General features: G+C 35.4%; 11 protein-coding genes. All 11 read right to left on the bottom strand.

Annotation, left to right across the window (positions count from 1 at the left end):
* Nucleotides 1-167 precede the first annotated feature (167 nt).
* Nucleotides 168-1,577, bottom strand: coding sequence for a hypothetical protein (locus tag GXM17_RS00350; protein ID WP_163397314.1), 1,410 nt, complete (start codon nucleotides 1,575-1,577; stop codon nucleotides 168-170).
* Between the two features lie 177 nt (nucleotides 1,578-1,754).
* Nucleotides 1,755-2,390 (bottom strand): bifunctional 4-hydroxy-2-oxoglutarate aldolase/2-dehydro-3-deoxy-phosphogluconate aldolase, encoded by a 636-nt coding sequence (locus tag GXM17_RS00345; RefSeq protein WP_163397313.1) that lies wholly within the window; start codon nucleotides 2,388-2,390, stop codon nucleotides 1,755-1,757.
* A complete protein-coding gene (locus GXM17_RS00340) occupies nucleotides 2,380-3,333 on the bottom strand; it encodes a 2-dehydro-3-deoxygalactonokinase (protein ID WP_163397312.1) in 954 nt (317 codons plus the stop codon). The genes GXM17_RS00345 and GXM17_RS00340 overlap by 11 nt, the downstream gene beginning before the upstream one ends.
* Before the next feature lie 4 nt (nucleotides 3,334-3,337).
* Nucleotides 3,338-4,771: an aldehyde dehydrogenase family protein gene (locus GXM17_RS00335; protein ID WP_163397311.1), complete on the bottom strand. Its 1,434-nt coding sequence runs from the start codon at nucleotides 4,769-4,771 to the stop codon at nucleotides 3,338-3,340.
* A gap of 2 nt (nucleotides 4,772-4,773) precedes the next feature.
* A complete protein-coding gene (locus tag GXM17_RS00330; protein ID WP_163397310.1) occupies nucleotides 4,774-5,907 on the bottom strand; it encodes a mandelate racemase/muconate lactonizing enzyme family protein in 1,134 nt (377 codons plus the stop codon).
* A gap of 30 nt (nucleotides 5,908-5,937) precedes the next feature.
* Complete coding sequence (locus GXM17_RS00325) at nucleotides 5,938-6,948, bottom strand: L-rhamnose/proton symporter RhaT (RefSeq protein ID WP_163397309.1); 1,011 nt, start codon at nucleotides 6,946-6,948, stop codon at nucleotides 5,938-5,940.
* A gap of 484 nt (nucleotides 6,949-7,432) precedes the next feature.
* Entirely contained in the window at nucleotides 7,433-8,314 is an 882-nt protein-coding gene (locus GXM17_RS00320) for an AraC family transcriptional regulator (protein ID WP_163397308.1), read from the bottom strand.
* A gap of 243 nt (nucleotides 8,315-8,557) precedes the next feature.
* Nucleotides 8,558-9,547: a phosphatidylinositol-specific phospholipase C gene (locus tag GXM17_RS00315; RefSeq protein WP_163397307.1), complete on the bottom strand. Its 990-nt coding sequence runs from the start codon at nucleotides 9,545-9,547 to the stop codon at nucleotides 8,558-8,560.
* A 252-nt stretch (nucleotides 9,548-9,799) separates the two neighbouring features.
* Nucleotides 9,800-11,626 (bottom strand): alkaline phosphatase, encoded by a 1,827-nt coding sequence (locus tag GXM17_RS00310; RefSeq protein WP_163397306.1) that lies wholly within the window; start codon nucleotides 11,624-11,626, stop codon nucleotides 9,800-9,802.
* 218 nt (nucleotides 11,627-11,844) lie between these two features.
* A complete protein-coding gene (locus GXM17_RS00305) occupies nucleotides 11,845-13,380 on the bottom strand; it encodes a RagB/SusD family nutrient uptake outer membrane protein (protein ID WP_163397305.1) in 1,536 nt (511 codons plus the stop codon).
* Nucleotides 13,381-13,403: 23 nt separating this feature from the next.
* Nucleotides 13,404-16,727 (bottom strand): SusC/RagA family TonB-linked outer membrane protein, encoded by a 3,324-nt coding sequence (locus GXM17_RS00300; protein ID WP_244307290.1) that lies wholly within the window; start codon nucleotides 16,725-16,727, stop codon nucleotides 13,404-13,406.
* Between the last annotated feature and the right edge of the window lie 149 nt (nucleotides 16,728-16,876).

The following is a 16,876-nucleotide window of genomic DNA, read 5'->3' as shown; positions in this document are numbered from 1 at the left end:
TTCATAAGTAGATAAGTAATCAAAAATTTAAGTTTTAAATTTTAAAGATTACACGGTTGTAAATTGAACTCCATCTAATGGTACTCGCTTAATAGTATTTTTAAAAAACACTAAAAAGCATTTAGCATTAAATGTAAAAAGATATTCTCCAACCCAAATTAAATTGTTTAAATCGTTACAGCATCAAGCAAATGATAATCGTTGTGATCATCTTTTATATACAACTGCAATTTAACACCCTTGACTTTGTCTTGTAACTGGAAGTCAAGTTCATATGCTTTTAAAGGATTTACATTATTTTCCACTACTGTTTCTGATGTTTGACCGTTAGTCGTTGTTGTTCTTAAAACCAAAATTCCTTCTTTAAAAACGCCATACTTACCTGTGATTTTTTTGGAATCAGTACTTAAAGTTAAACTTTTGGTAATGATACCAATTCTATTGACAGCAAGTACAGTTCCTGCCGAAATTTTCGCTGCCGCCTGAATTTCATAATAATCAAAATGTTCGCCTGGCTTCAAGTTGTATAAAGGAGTTCTAACTTCTGTTTCTAGATAACCAGTTTCTAATCCGCTGCAAAAAATAGAGGCATTCACACCATCCTCGTACTCTAATTTTGGATTATACGGTTCCAATATTTTTACGAAAGCAGTATTATTTGTTTTATTTACATAGCACAACCACCCTTTTGATGAGACGATATGAAAGCCACTCATCAGTTCATAGTCATAAGCTACTTCATAAATTCCAGGAGCAACCTCTCCGTTCCAATTGGTCCCGTGATTGTAATACTTCTTTACATCTTCAGGATTGTTTTTATCTAATGGCTTGCGGTTTTTATTGACGTAATTCCATCGCGAGTCTGCTGTCCCCGTAATTTCGAATTGCTCACCATTAGGTAATTTATATTTTTCATCAAAAGGAACGTAGGCTACAAAATTCTCCCCATCTGTAAGTTCCGGTTTAGAGCGCGAAACATGTTGACTGGATATCATAATTCCACGTTTCACATTTTTGGTTCCCACATTTGTTAGCGTATGCTTCACATGTACAAGGCTACTATTGTCTTCGATAGATAAACTGCGTTGGTATTGCAGCTCCTCATTTACACTTTTAGGATACACAAATGCTTTGGATTGGTTGTCAAATTGAGGCACGGGCAATTGCTGCACTCCCGAGGTCACCACAATCTCCGATGGTTCCGATGATTTGTTTTTTACAATTCTTGCATTGTACGGACTATCACCAATCATCACGGGTGGCGGCCAACGTTTTGCACTATTTCCATTTTTATCAACAGAGCAATTATCAATGGGCAACGGTACTAAGCGGTAACCACCAAAATTGCGCCAATCACTCATTTTTACTTCCTCGCTATGCGGAAACGACTTGCCGAGCAACTTGGGGTTGACCCATAAAGAAGGAACATCACCCAAGTTAAATTCTAAGATACGTCCGGCTGACTGTGGAACCACAGCTACACTGATAAATTTATTTTTTGCGACATACACACTGTCCCATTTCCAATTGTTATAGTTTTTGATCACGCGCACTGTTTGTGTTGTCTGACTTGTCATCCCGCAAACCGACAAACTAAAAATAGTGCTAAAAAAGAACTTAAAAATGCGTTTGTTCCCTGTCATTATTTCTTCTTTTTAACCGTTGAATACTAAGATCTTAATAAATAGAAATACAGAATTTTCTATGAATTATGTTGTTTATTTAAATTATACCTAAAGGGTCATTTTAAAAAATTATTTCGCTTGGTTTTTTATCAAAATGAAATGATTTTTTAACGCTTCAAAATCGCCTCTAGCAATCATTTCTTTATCAAAAAGAGAACTTCCCATCCCTACTCCTACAGCACCTGCTTGAAAAAAAGAACCAATATTATCGGCAGAAACACCGCCTGTTGGTAATAATTTAATATCATTTAACGGCGCTGCTACATCTTTTATAAATTGTGTTCCCAATTGCGTTGCTGGAAATATTTTTACTGCAGAAGCGCCCAACTGCCATGCTTTATAAATCTCTGTTGGGGTGTATGCTCCTGGAAAAATTGGAATATTTAAGGACACCGCTTTCTGAATCACCGCCTCATCAATAATAGGCGTTACAATAAACTGTGATCCTGCATTTAACGCATTATCCAAATCAGCCAGTGAACAAACCGTCCCTGCTCCAACATTCAAATTAGGAAAAGTAGTGCGCAGCGTTGCAATTATTTCTGCTGCACCCTCTGTATTCATGGTGATTTCTATCGTAGACATACCAGCTTCACTGTACATTGCGGCTGCTTTCAAAACTGTTTCTAAAGGAATCCCCCTCACAATACCTACTATTGGCGCGGCGTTAAAAAGATCCCATGAAAATCCTGAATTATTTTTCATTACGTAGTATTATTTTCTTTTGTCCAATTAATAAAGCTCTTTCTAAAGTGTTACTATCAAAACAAACTAAGTTGTCTAAAGCAATTAATTTTTCTAAAGCAATCTTATAGAGTCGAAATACCTCCCCAGATGCCGCTAAGAATATTTTTCCCTCATGCCCCTTCAAATACGACAATTCATCTCCGATTAAAAGACCACTTAAATAATAAAAATTATCTTCTTTTTTAGATTCTCCAAATAATTGTGTTGCTCGTACCGTCAGTAAATTTGCACTCCATTCGCCTGCAAAACCTACTTCAATTCCTTTAAGAAAAGCCGCTTCACTATGGGTACTCCACCCTAAGTTTTCAATAGAATTACTCAAAATACTTTTCGAAGATAAAACTTCAAAAAGTTCTCCAGTCATATAATTGCGTAAGCCTGTAAATGCACCATATTCGTAATGCATATGTTTACAGTGCGTTCCAGGCAAAATCAAGGTTCCTGACTCGTATTGTTTTAACTCTTCTTCTAAACCAATTGCTTGAATTTCCTCGCCTCGCATCATTCCCGTTTTGGTTTTCACTCCTGAAATAACCAGCAGATGCAACTCGACTACATTAAGGTATAAATTTTCCCAAAGTAAACTTTCACCATTCATCGTGATTGGCATTTCCGTATACGGCAACTCGTGTAAACCAATGCTGGAGGAAGCCATACCCGCCAAAACAACCAAATGCTTTTGATGTTTTACAGGTAAATTTTGAATTTGCTTCACCAAATAATCTGCAAAAAATTGATTTTGGTTTAACGTATCCTGTTTTAAGAATTTATCAAAAACGGTTTTCACCCCTTGATCTGTTTTGTGTTCTTCGAGCACGTTTAGATTTTCGGTTTCTACTAAGCGCAATCTAAAATTACTCGTACCCCAATCACAGCTAATAAAATATCTTGGAAGTGTCATGCGATTATATTGCTTTTGTAACTCGTTTTTTAATTAGGTAATCGTCCAAAGCATAACTAGAACAATCTACACCAATGCCGCTATTTTTCACCCCACCATGAGGCAAGTAAATCGCATATTTCACACCATTCAATTGTACTTCTCCAAATTCTAAATTTTCAGAAAAATACTGTAGTTTTTTCTCATCGGTAGAGAATACATACGAAGCCAAACCAGCATCCGTATTATTTGCCAACTCAAGTACTTCTTCTTCAGTAGAAAAAGGAACGACTATGGCAACAGGTCCAAAGAATTCTTCCTGCAAAATGGCTGCTTTTTTATCATTTAAGCGAATCAATGTTGGCTCGTAATAATAGCCTTTATCACCATATTTTTTACCTCCATATACCAATTCTCCTCCTTGAGCAATAGCTTCTTTTACCAGTGTATCAATTTTTTCTCTGGCTACTTTATTAGCAATTGGTCCCATGTCGGGCTTATTTTCCTTACCAAAACCTATTTTGGCATTTTTGAATTTTTCTAATAAACCATTACTAAATTCTTCGATCACCGACTCATGAATAAAAAATCGGTTCGGTGCTACACAAATTTGACCTGAATTTCCAATTTTTAAAGCTGCGCCAATGGTCACTGCTAAATCCATATCGCCATCAGGAAATACTATAAAAGGGGCATTTCCACCACACTCCATACTGTATCTCTTGATCGAAGTTTTACTACTCTGACTAATCAATTTTTGAGCCGTTGCTGTAGAACCAATCATGGTAATTAATTTTGGAATGGTGCTCTCACAAAGCGGAATTCCAACATTTTGCAAATCACCTGAAATAATAGTGATTACTCCTTTAGGAAAATTAATTTCTTCGCAAATTTCACCAATAATGTGGGCAGACAGTGGTGAAAATTCAGACGCTTTTAAAATAATGCTACATCCTGCTGCCAAAGCAGGTCCAAGTTTAAAACCTAAGTTTAAAAGTGGAAAATTATAGGCCAAAAAAGCCACTACTACCCCTAGAGGTTGCGACAAAATTTGATGTTGATGTGTTCCCTCAGTATCTTTAATAGCAATGGTATGCCTGCTTTTTATTTCTTCTGAATAAAAGGCCAAAGAATTGGTAATACTCGTCAAGTCTTCTTCGCTCCCCTCCCATGTTTTTCCCATCTCATGCATAATACTATTACGCAAAAGATCACTATTTTCTAACAATTTAGTTCTGAGCTTGTCTATCCAATCCAAACGCTCTTCCAATGGTAACACTGACCAAGCGGTAAATCCTGCTTGTGCTGTTTGAAGCGCTTTTTCAGTATCTTCTTTTGTAGCCCAAGCAATGGAACCAACTTTTTCTTCGTTTGCCGGACTGATTATATCAAAAGTGGCTTTATTCGATGCATCTGTTAATTGTCCGTCTATATATAATTTTTTATACCCAAAATCCATACTTATTCTTTTAAAGCAAATTTATGTAAAGCCTCTTCATTCAATGTGAATCCAAGTCCCGGTTTATCCGAAATTTTAATCAAACCATTATCAAAAACCATATCACTGGTTGTTAATTGTTCTCGTAACGGATTCTCTGTACGATCGTGCTCAATGTAACACTCAGGAGTACGCAAACGTCCTGGCATACAATCTAAGTTACTAATAAAATGTAACGCTGCTGCAAAAGCAATTCCTGTTCCCCAAGTATGAGGAACTACTTCAACACCATAAACTGTTGCTAAAGTTCCGATACGCTTGGCTTCTGTAAGGCCACCAGTAGCACAAATGTCTGGTTGAATAATATCTACTGATTTGGACTGTAATAAAGTTTGAAAACCAAAACGCAAATATTCACATTCGCCTCCCGAAATCGGAATGGTTGTTTTAGTTCTTAACTCCGCATATTGATCGTAATATTCTGGAGAAATTGGCTCTTCAAACCATGAAATATCGTATTGTTCTACGGCATTGGCCAACTGTACCGCTTCACGCAAATTATATGCGTGATTCGAATCAATCATTAATTTAACGTCTGGTCCAATAGTTTCTCTAAGTTTTTTTACATTTTCGATGTCTTCTTCAAGGGTCAAACCCACTTTCATTTTCATCGCTTTATAGCCTAAGTCTACATATTCAGAAGCTTCTTTGCATAGTTTATCGGCCATTACTCCACCATCTGTAAAGTACATTCCAGTGGCATAAGGAACAATAGTATCGCGTTTTTTACCACCAAGCAATTGATGAACTGGTTGTTCTAAAATTTTACCTTTCAAATCCCACAAGGCCACATCAATAGCACTTATGGCTGCGACTAAAATTCCTCTTCGAGCAAAATCTAACGTTCTGCGGTACATGATACTCCAAATGGTTTCGGTTTGTAAAGCATTCATCCCAACTACATAAGGAGTTAAGTGCTCAATTCCTGCCTTGATTAGACTCGCAGGACCGTATCCTTCTCCCCAACCCACATGACCAGAATCAGAAGTTACTTTTACAACACACACCCTTCTTTCCGAATATTCCCATTGCGAAAAATAAAAAGTTTCCTTCAGCTTATCCGCAAGGACAAAACATTCTATTGATTTAATTTTCATTTCAAATTCTATAATTATTTATATCTTTTTTTAATTTACACTGTTCGCATAACCTAAAATAATGGTCGCTACAATTAGAATAAATAGCCCCACTAATAAATATGAAGAAGCTTTTCCTGCACCTTCCCATTCTTTGTTTAGATACGCCCAAAGATTACCTACTATTAGGGACACTCCTAATAATATTGGCCATCCAATTACCGATCCCATTGCCCCCATTAATGTAGCACCTTGACCATAAATACCTAAGGCACCAAACCAAAGCACAGAAGCAATTATCGCCCACATGTACGCTTTTTGCGAATGTGCCACACCAAAGGAACTCCAAGTGTTATTTTTGAATAATAAGAAGATGGCATAACCTGCATTTACCAAAAAACCTCCCCAAAGCACTACTACCCAAATAGCCAAACTACTATTTCTAGTTAGTGCTCCAGCCGTTTCAGCAATTGCACCAATCGATTTTCCTTTATCAAAACCGACACTCAATGCTGCAGATAACAAACCACTAAGTACCGCTATGATTAAACCTGTTTTAAGATCAATTTTAGTCTCCCCTTCTTTTTGTGTTATTTTATCTCGCTGAATTCCAGCATATGCTGTAAAAGCAACACCTACTAACATAAATAAGACACCACCTATTACATAAGGAAAGGCAGGCAGATTAGCGGCATTATCTATTAAAAAGAAAGGAATTAAACTACCAGCTGCAGCACAAACTCCCATTACGATACCGTACGTTAATGAAATACCGATATAAGGAATACTTTTTCCGAACATTATACCTCCAACACCCCAAAGAGCTCCGAAAAACATTCCTTGTAAAATAGCATCTGAAGGCGCTTCAGCAATTACATCAAACAAATTAGGCACTACCATGATGGCCCAAACCAAAGGAATTAGTAACATCGCCACAGTGGCATGCACCAACCACCAAGCTTCCCATTTTAAAGGAGCCATAAATTTCATTCCAAGTCCAAATGATCCTTGAAAAATGCTAGCCAATAAGACTAGTGCAAAAGGTATAAATGTAAATTCCATAAAATTTTTGTTTTAACAAATAAAAGAGAATAAAATGACTTCCTAACAGCAAAATTTACCTTCCTCTAGCACTATTTTAACATTATGATAAAAAAGCGGTAGTAATTTTTATTTCTAGATAAAATTCAGTGATAAATAATGAAATAATCAAATAAACATCAAACATGTAACCAGTAGTAATTTACTAGTAAAACTACTGATTATGAGCTACAAATTAAATTTTTAAAAGGAGAGGAGACCGTGAGCATACGGTTTAAAATGTTAAAATAAAGTTGGCAGCACTTTTTATAGAAATGGAGACCAAGCTGTTACCCAAGTGAATTTAGATCGTTTTACTACTTACTTAAAATAGTTTGTATGGCAATTGAGCGTATAATGACTACGCACATCCAATAAATACGAACGATATTAAAAAAAGTTTATTAAAATATATTTTCAATAAACTTTTTCTTTAAAACTAAATTGGTTGTAAAATTAAATTGGTTTAATTTATGGTGCTGCTCGCGTATCGATCGATATATTCCGAAGGCGTAACATTCATTAGCGATTTAAACTGTCGGTTAAAGTTGGTTATGGTATTAAAACCAGATTGATAACAAATTGTAGCAACCTGTAACTCTCCTTCAATCAGTAATTTACAAGCATTACGCAAACGTATTTCATTAAGGTACTGCGTAAATGATTTTCGTGTTCTTTTTTTGAAATATCTACAGAAAGCGTTGGGAGTCATGTACGCGATAGCTGCAACCTCTTCTAATTCAATTTTTTTATCAAAATTATCAGTCAAGAACGAAATTATGCGTGCCATGCGTTCCTTTTCCTTATTGGTATAACTGCTCACTACTACTTCAGAACACAAAGAAGTAAGCGTAGTAGTTGTGGATAACACTTCCAAAACATTTAGTAATCCTATTACACTTCTAAGCCCTTTACTTTCGGTCAATTCGACCATGATATTGTGAACTAACTTCGAAACAGATTTAGGGAATTGCAATCCTTTTTCAGCATTTTCAAATAACAATTGAAGATTTCTACTTTCAGACAATCCTAAAAATTGTTTTCCTAAAAATTCTGGATCAAACTTAATTACTATTAAATCAACAGAATCAGCTTCTACTGTCAACAAAGGATTTGCTTTATCATTTTTAAATAGATGCGGTACATTACTGCCAATCATATACAAATCACCTTCACTGAAAGTTCCAATAGAATTTCCAATATAACGAGTTCCAGAACTTTTAATAAAGTAAATTAACTCTACTTCCTTATGAAAATGCCAATCATGATCCAGACAAGGTCGACGATCTTGTTTTACTAAAAAAGAATTTTCAGGTTTACGTTCGGTTTGTTTATAAGTAAGTTTCATGGTATTATTTATCCCTTATATGCTAATAGAGCAATAATCATATATCAGTAAAAGATTCAGTATAATTATACAATATTAAAAAAAAATCAAGATAAAAATACATATATCGTATTTTTTTTTACAAAAATTATCATTTTTAAAATTAAAAAAGCAGCAGCATTCGGGTAGAATACTGCTGCTGGCTTGCTATTGAAGCGTTTTGCTTTACAATTACATAAAGGTGTGGTAACTTTTGAAAATAGGTTAAAAATTAGATTTAACAATTAAAGTATTACTTGTTTCTGTTGTAAAATCCATTATTATAATACCGTATCGTCCTTTTGATGCAGTAGTAAAATAATTACTCACCTTCGGATTTACAAAGTCAGCAACTGTAGGGATGTTCGGAATACTAAAAAGTCCAGGTTTATATCCGCTACAGTAGTTTAAATACAACTTACTGATGGCACCCGTTTTTGCTTCGTTGAATAGTGTAGCAATCGCAGACCATTTAGTGTTATTATTGGGTACTTTATACTGATCTTGTATTTTAATTTTTTGGGCACCGTTAATTTCAAAAATGGCATTGTCAGCCCAGTTGGTGGCATCAATTCCTTTGCTAGTTGTTGCTGCAAAACGTCTTACTAACACAATTTTACCTCTTGCTACCTTAATGGTTGGCATGGTATTGCCTAAATACCACAATGCTGTATTTTGTTGCACATACGAATCAAAAGTAGCTTCGTAAGAGCGATTATTTCCTGAAGCGGTATGCTCTTCTTTAAGTGACATAATGATGGTTTCGGAAGGATGCTGCGCTAAAAAAGCTTTGCAACTGTTAAGGACTGCGGTAAAATTAATGTTTTGATAGACCACACCATGGTGAATTTCAAACGTATTATTGTAATGACGACCACGAATATCCAAGTACCGAACACCTGCTTTTAGCTGATCATCAATTGACAGCTTTTGACAAATGGCTGTACCCGAAAAAGTCTCAAAACGTGCACCCGAATCATGGGTACCTGGAATGGTAAGAGCCGTAAGAGCAAGGTTTTCATCTAAGGCGCCCATCCAGTTTGACATTGTATAAGCGGCTGATTTTTTAGTAATTTCTAAATTTTTAGGTACAGTTTCTGTAGTCGTAGTTGAATTAGAATCCGCCACTTCTTCTATTGATGGAGTTTCACAAGAGATGAATAAAATTCCAATCATACCAATCATACATCCAAAATTTTGTAGATAATTTTTCATAAAAAATAATTTAAGTTACGTTACTATCTATAAGTCTAAAAACTTGCAAAAAAGGTTAACTGTAACTGATTATCAAAAAGTTAAACTACTATAAAGCAAACCTTTCTATTTTATTTTTTGTTTGAATGAGTATCCATGCGCTTTATTTATTTAGTACAAACAAATCATTACGAGCCGGTTTTATCCAATAAAAAAACCACCGCTCTGTATTTGTAATTTACAAGCAGTGGCTCATTATTAGTTTAAATTATACTATTTCAAACCAATAGTGTCCAAAATTTTTGTAAAAATTGCGGTATTTTGGTACACACCGCTAAAGTTTTCCGAACCTGGTCCGTAAGCAAATACAGGTACAGCAACGGATGTATGGTCATTAGTGCTAAAATTTCCGTGCACATAGCCATCGGCAGTACTGCCATCAATGAGGGAAAGTCCTCCTGTTTCATGGTCAGCTGTAACAATTAATAAGGTATCTTGATTTTTATCCACAAACGCCATCGCTTGCCCAACCAAACGATCGAAATCTAAAAGCTCTCTAACAACATAGCCTAAATCATTTTTATGACCACCATAGTCTATTTGTGCCCCCTCCTCCATTATAAAAAATGGACGAGATGAGTTCGAAAAAGTGGCTAGCACTTTTGTTAAAGAACGCTTTAAAAAATCACCTCTACCCTCTTGAACTGCTACAACAGCTGCATCATCGGTAATTACAAAACGACTGTTGGAAATGCTATCTATGGCACTAAAACTTTTCGAAAATGCATATCCCTTTTCAATCAAGGATTCTGCTACACTCTTGCCTTCTTTTATTGTTGAAAATTCCTTAATGCCTCCGCCTATTAAAATATCTGTGGGGTTTTTCAAGAAATCAAAAGCGATCGCCTCATTATAACTTCTATCGGTCTGATGTGCGTAAAAAGCTGCCGGAGTAGCATCTGTTACATTTCCTGACGAAATAAGTGCCGTTTGAAACTTTTTTGCCACCAATTTTTGAATTATTGACTGTATGTAGTTACCATTCTGATCTACACCAATAAAGCGATTATTGGTCTTCTGACCTGTAGACATGGCAGTCGCCCCCGCTGCTGAATCTGTAATGTAACTATCGGACGCTTGGGTAATCGAAAAGCCTTGTGTAGGTATATTAAATAAGTTCAGTTGTCCTTTATTAGCAGTATAACCTGCATAAATTTGTGACAGCCCCATACCATCACCAATAAGAAAAATTATATTTTTAGGAGTTTTTTTCTTTAAAATGTTCGACTGATTTTTTGGTACATATGCCTGATAGAAATTGGTATTTTGGTAGTAATTTGTTTTTAAATCTTTTATAAATTTCCCCAGAGCTGGCGTATCATCGGATGCTATAAAATCTACTTGCAAATGCATTAAGGCAATCCAGGTATTTACATTATCTTGGGTAGACCAAAAACGAATTTTTTTATCCTGATTGTGTACTGTTGCAATTGCATTTTTAATTTTTTCAGCATCTACTTGTGTCAGCACACCTTTACCATTCCATTTCGTATAATTTTTTAAGTCATCACTAATCATGGCAACACGCAACAATTCCTCTTTTGAATATTTTTCAGTTATTCGTCCGTCAAAGTAGATAAATTTTGGATATTTTTTCCATTCTAGAGGTTTGGGTCTGTTACCAGAAATTACAATTTTAAATTCTTTACATCCAAGTAAATCAGGGTATTTCCGTAGTTGTTGCTCAATTACTTTTAATGTAGGTAACGCTTCTGATTTAACATCAATCATCAGTATTAATGATTCGCCGCCCGAGTAAATCGCACCGCCCAAGCTTTTAATTTTTAGGGAAATTGGTTCTAAATACATACTTCGTAGCGAATTATTGGGGGTAATTTCATCCGAAGAGTGGGCGACAAATAACTCATTATTTACTAAAAAAACATCTGCCTCAATTACTCCTACTTTATTGGAGTAAGCTTCAAAAAAGGGTAATGCATTGGCATAATCGTTATGCGAATGAATATTAGAGGTACTGTATTCTTGTGCGTGAACAAGCACGAAAAAATGGAAACAAAAAAGGACTGCTATTTTTTTCATTTTTATTGTATTTTCATCATGTCAGTAGCCTTGTGCTACGAGAAAATGAAGTTTAGCGGAAGTAATCGTATTACTTCTTTGCTTCTAATTTTACTATATAGTTTATGATTGCCCCCTTAGGTGCACTAAAATCATTTTGGCTTACACTTGTTTTGCACCTGTGAGCTTCTAAGAAACCCACAGGATTAAAACCAAATAAAAAACACTAACAAAACTTTTTACCAACCTTCGTTCTGTGATAAGGTTCCTTTACTTACTGCAATTTCATCTGGTGGAATAGGCCATACATGGTGCACGGCTGGATTAAAGTTACGAGCAGGATAAATCACAGTTCCATTATAATGATGTAAAGGTTTGGCATAAGTAGCCTGTGCATCACCCCAGCGAACTAAGTCATAATGACGATCTGTCCACTCGCCAGCCAATTCACATCTTCTTTCTCTTTTAAGATCATCCATTGTTGCATTAGAAATACTGGATAAACCGGCACGATTTCGAATCATATTTATTTCAGCGTCGGCATTTTGACCTTTCATCAATTTGGCTTCGGCTAACATTAAAATTACATCAGCGTAGCGTAAAAGAGGAACATTTAAAGTAGTAGATGGTTTATCTCCATTTGCATTAACATACCGAATATCTACACCTCCAGAAGTAGTTTTGGGGTAAGAGAATGGTTCCATATACTTTTTAAATTGATATCCAGTACGATTACTTGAACTAACAGCATACTTACCTTCATTAAAAATCACTTCCTCTCCAAAATAGGTAAATTTATCTCCTTTTTGTAAAATGGTTGCGCTACGTCTTTTATCCGCAGGATCGTACGCATCAAACAATTCTTTTGTTGGATAAAAATTTCCCCAACCATTATAAGCTCCCCAGCCTTTATCTTCTAAACATACTCCTGGAAAAATTGACCCCAAAGTAGTATTATCTGCACTAGAAGTTACCGACCAAATATATTCGGATGACCAATTATTCGCAATTTTAAAAACATCTTCAAAATTAGGAAGCAAAGCATGTTTACCACTATTCACGATTAAATTTGCATATTTAATGGCATTGTCCCAATCTTTAGCATACAAATACGTTCGTACCAAATATCCCCATGCTGCCGTTTTATGAGCTCGTCCATAATTGTCCGCCGATAATTCACTAAAATAAGGTAGTAAATCTGCAGCTTTTATTAAATCTGCGGCGATGTAAGCATAATTTTCAGCTACATTTTTAGCGCGTGGCACATAAACATTAGTTGGATCATCGCGGTCTTGAATTGGAATTCCAGCGCGGTTGTCTCCGTAACGATAAGCTAACTCTAGATGCATAACAGCATGGTTAAAATAAGCTTGCCCCAACATATTATTCTTTGTATTCTCGTCCAATTTGATATTCGGAATATTTCGAATTACATCATTACAACGTTTCATAATTTCATAATGAATAGGCCAAATACTTTTTGTATCTGATTCGGAACCGTCTACAATAAAGTTTTTTATACGTTCTGCATTTTGTCTTGGCTTGGTACCAATATCATCACTAGCATTATTAAGCCAGAAAAAGCCACGACCGTACATATTATCATCTGAATACAATCCATAAATTGCGTTTACTCCAGCCTTTGCATCCTCAGGAGTTTTCCAAAAATTCCCGCTTGACGGAGCGCCTTGAGGTTCTAAGTCTAAATTATTTTCACAGGCCGTAAATCCTAACAGCATTGTAAAACTCAGTAGTAAAAAAATTATATTTTTCATTTTGTTGCTTTTATATTTTATGTTTAAAAAGTAGCGTTGAGACCAGTCATATAAATACGAGACAATGGATAACGCCCTAGGTCCATTCCGAGATTGCTTAATCCTACTTCAGGATCCATACCTGAGTATTTGGTAATTGTAAAAAGATTTTGTCCAGAAACAAAAAATCTTAGATTTGCTTTGCCCTTCAACCAACTATCTTTTATAGTGTATCCTAAGGTTAAGTTTCTAAGCCTTATGAAAGAAGCATCTTCAATATAAAAATTAGAGATACGTCCAAAGTTATTATTGTTGTCTTTGGCAGAAAGCACAGGAATTGTAGACTCTGTATTTTGTGGAGACCAAGCATCTTTGGCTTCAGCCAATAAATTGTATCCAGGAAAAGAAGCATTTAAACCAGTGTGCTTTACTGCATTAAAAACACTATTTCCAGCCACTGCATTAAAAAATACATTCAAATCAAAACCTTTATATCTGAAATTGGTATTTAAACTTACAGTTGTTTTTGGAAAAGGAGTACCTAAAATTACTCTATCACTATTGTTTATCACCCCATCTCCGTTTTCATCTTTAAACTTCATATCACCTGCAACAGCATTCGGTTGGTAACGTTCCCCTTTTTCATTTACGTAAGCAATTGCCTCGGCATCACTTTGAAACAATTCATCGGTTTGAAAGCCGTAAAAAGCACCTACAGGACTTCCTACTTGGTAAATATTTGCTAAAGGCAAACTACGAACTCTACTTAAATTCAAAGGCTCTAATGAAGTCAAATCATCTTTAATCGAAACTATTTTATTATTAATGAAGGCTGCATTTGCGGTAATATCAAATTTAAACGCTCCTCGTGTTTTTTGATACATCAAGCTGGCTTCAATCCCTTTATTTTCAACATCACCTGAATTAACGATTCGTCCAAGCGGCGTACCTGCTACTCCTGGAAGTTGATCACGAACGAGCATGTCTTTGTTCGTCTTTATATAAGCATCTACCGATCCTGATAAGTGATCATTAAATAAAGTAAAATCTACTCCTACGTTAGTTTGTTCTGAACTTTCCCATTTTAAAGAAGGATTTGATAACTCTCTTTCAGAATATCCATAATTAATAATAGGAGAAGCTCCTAATAAAGCAGAAGATTGCGTTAGGGGTACACTAAATTGATAGGGACCTAAATTTCCTAAATTACCAATTTGCCCCCAGCTTGCACGTAATTTTAAACTTGAAACGATGTTCTTAGCACCGTCCATGAAGTCTTCTTCAGAAATCAACCAACCTGCAGAAACAGATGGATATACTTTCCAACGATTATCAGCTGTTAATTTTGAAGTTCCGTCACGACGAACAATACCCGAGAACAAATATTTTTGACTAAAATCATAATTCAATCTTCCTACATAAGAAGATATTATCTCTTCACTGCTTCCAGCTCCTAATTGCTGAATCACCTTGGCATTTAAAAGATAACGTTGCGAAAAAGCTTCGTTATCAAAACCTGTTCCTTGCACTGAATAAAAATCTCTTTTGGTTTGTTGATACGTATAGCCTGCTAAGGCTTTAAAATTATGTTTACCTAGTGATTTTTCATACGAAAGTGTCTGCTCACTCAATAAATCATTTGTTGTGGACGTATTTTGCCTTAAGCGATTAAAGTCAAATATTTTTCCCGGTTCGGTAATCTTAGTTGTAAACTCTTTGTAATCATTTTGTATTCTGGTAAAACCCCAGTTGGATTTCAGTTTTAAACCTGAAAATATTTCCCATTCAGCATAAGGATTGATCAAAATTGTTGAAATAGGATTACGGTTATCTAGTCGTTCTAAATAGGCTACAGGGTTAATAACGTCTCCATAAGAACCAATATATTTTTCTGGCACACCGCCATAAGCTCCAGAACCATCTTCTTTGCGAATGGTAGCATTGGGTGGATAAAAAATAGCGGCAAGAATAGCACCCGTATAGGCCTCCATAGTATTAGCACTTTGTCCGTCAGTTAATGAGTAGGTAAGATTCTCTCCTATCGTAAAATTAGGAGCTAGTTTGTATGAGGAATTTGCTCTAGCTGTGTAACGCGTACCATAAGTATTAAGTAAAATACCTTCATTTTTTCGGTAACTTCCTGATAAAAAGAAATTTGATTTATCAGTTCTACCGTCTAATGAAATTGACAAATCTTGAATTTGACCTGTACGGAAAATTTCATCCATCCAGTCTGTCTTTGTCGTTCTTGCTGTGGGTTCAAAATCTGTATTAAAAGCAGGTATTCTTGGTAGACCACCATTATCGGTTGCTGTATTCATAGCATCAGCATACTCAGCAGCATTTAATACTTCTAACTTTTTTGCTACATTCTGTACACCACCTTGGTAATTTACATTCACGTTAATACGGTCAGAAAGTCCTTTTTTAGAAGTAATTAAAATCACTCCTCCTGACGCTCTTGCCCCATAAATTGCTGCAGAAGCCGCATCTTTCAAAACGTTTATAGAAGCGATATCATTTGGATTAATATTATTCAATGAACCACTGTAAATAATTCCATCTAAGACAATTAAGGGCGTTTCTGCGTTTAATGATCCAATACCACGTATATTAATTGTCGGTTGTCCTGTAGGGTCACCACCATTGTTAATCACCGTGACACCAGCAACCGTTCCTTGTAGTAAATCTGCTGCCGAGTTGTACGTTCTACTTGCTGTTTCTTTCATCGATACGGTACCCACAGCCCCTAGAACTTCATTCTTTTTCACACTACCATATCCCATGACAACCACTTCTTGAAGTTGTTTCATATCAGCCATTAATCGCACGTTGATCACTTTTTGTGATTCACTTACATTAACCTCTTGAGTGGTATAGCCTACATAAGAAAAAAGAAGCGTTGCTTCTGAACTCGTAATAACTAAACTAAACGTTCCATCAAAATCAGTAGTTGCCGTAACATCAGAATCTTTAACTTTTATTCCTACCCCTGGCAGTGGCATTCCATCATCATCTGCATATACTGTACCCGATATTTTTATTTTACTTTGCTCGATAGCGCCTAGTTTTAGATTTTTTTTAATGATGATGTTTTTGCTATTTACAATTTCATATCTTAAGAAAAATGAATTACAAATTTTGGTAAGCGCTTGTTTTAGTGTTACATTACTAAGTTGCAAGCTTATCTTTTGATCCGTATTCAATTGGTTGGTTTCGTACATAAAATGGACGTCCACTTGATTTTCAATTTTTTGAAAAACATTTTTTATACTTTCATTATTTACTTTTAGCGTAACCCTTTTTGTAGTATCAAAAGTGGCCGCATTAGCTGTAAGTCCTAAATAAAATAATGCTAGAAACAACATTACCTTGGTTAAACCGACATTTCTACTATTTTGATAATGAAAGAAATACCGCATTTGTTGTGCATTCATAATTTTGAGTTTTTGAGTTTTTGAGTTTTATTTATTCTTATTTAAGTGTCGTTCAATCATTGATATAAAGAGTCTGGCAA

Origin of the sequence: Flavobacterium fluviatile, assembly GCF_010645065.1 — a bacterium.
Lineage (GTDB): Bacteria > Bacteroidota > Bacteroidia > Flavobacteriales > Flavobacteriaceae > Flavobacterium > Flavobacterium fluviatile.
The sequence above is the reverse complement of the archived record's forward strand: the minus strand, read 5'-3'. Positions and strand labels throughout refer to the sequence as shown.

Excerpts from the sequence above, each read along its gene's own strand:
- GXM17_RS00300 (WP_244307290.1), bottom strand. The coding sequence starts at position 16,727 with ATGTTGTTTCTAGCATTATTTTATTTAGGACTTACAGCTAATGCGGCC.
- GXM17_RS00340 (WP_163397312.1), bottom strand. The coding sequence starts at position 3,333 with ATGACACTTCCAAGATATTTTATTAGCTGTGATTGGGGTACGAGTAAT.
- GXM17_RS00345 (WP_163397313.1), bottom strand. The coding sequence starts at position 2,390 with ATGAAAAATAATTCAGGATTTTCATGGGATCTTTTTAACGCCGCGCCA.
- GXM17_RS00315 (WP_163397307.1), bottom strand. The coding sequence starts at position 9,547 with ATGAAAAATTATCTACAAAATTTTGGATGTATGATTGGTATGATTGGA.
- GXM17_RS00310 (WP_163397306.1), bottom strand. The coding sequence starts at position 11,626 with ATGAAAAAAATAGCAGTCCTTTTTTGTTTCCATTTTTTCGTGCTTGTT.
- GXM17_RS00350 (WP_163397314.1), bottom strand. The coding sequence starts at position 1,577 with ATGACAAGTCAGACAACACAAACAGTGCGCGTGATCAAAAACTATAAC.
- GXM17_RS00325 (WP_163397309.1), bottom strand. The coding sequence starts at position 6,948 with ATGGAATTTACATTTATACCTTTTGCACTAGTCTTATTGGCTAGCATT.
- GXM17_RS00305 (WP_163397305.1), bottom strand. The coding sequence starts at position 13,380 with ATGAAAAATATAATTTTTTTACTACTGAGTTTTACAATGCTGTTAGGA.
- GXM17_RS00330 (WP_163397310.1), bottom strand. The coding sequence starts at position 5,907 with ATGAAAATTAAATCAATAGAATGTTTTGTCCTTGCGGATAAGCTGAAG.
- GXM17_RS00320 (WP_163397308.1), bottom strand. The coding sequence starts at position 8,314 with ATGAAACTTACTTATAAACAAACCGAACGTAAACCTGAAAATTCTTTT.
- GXM17_RS00335 (WP_163397311.1), bottom strand. The coding sequence starts at position 4,771 with ATGGATTTTGGGTATAAAAAATTATATATAGACGGACAATTAACAGAT.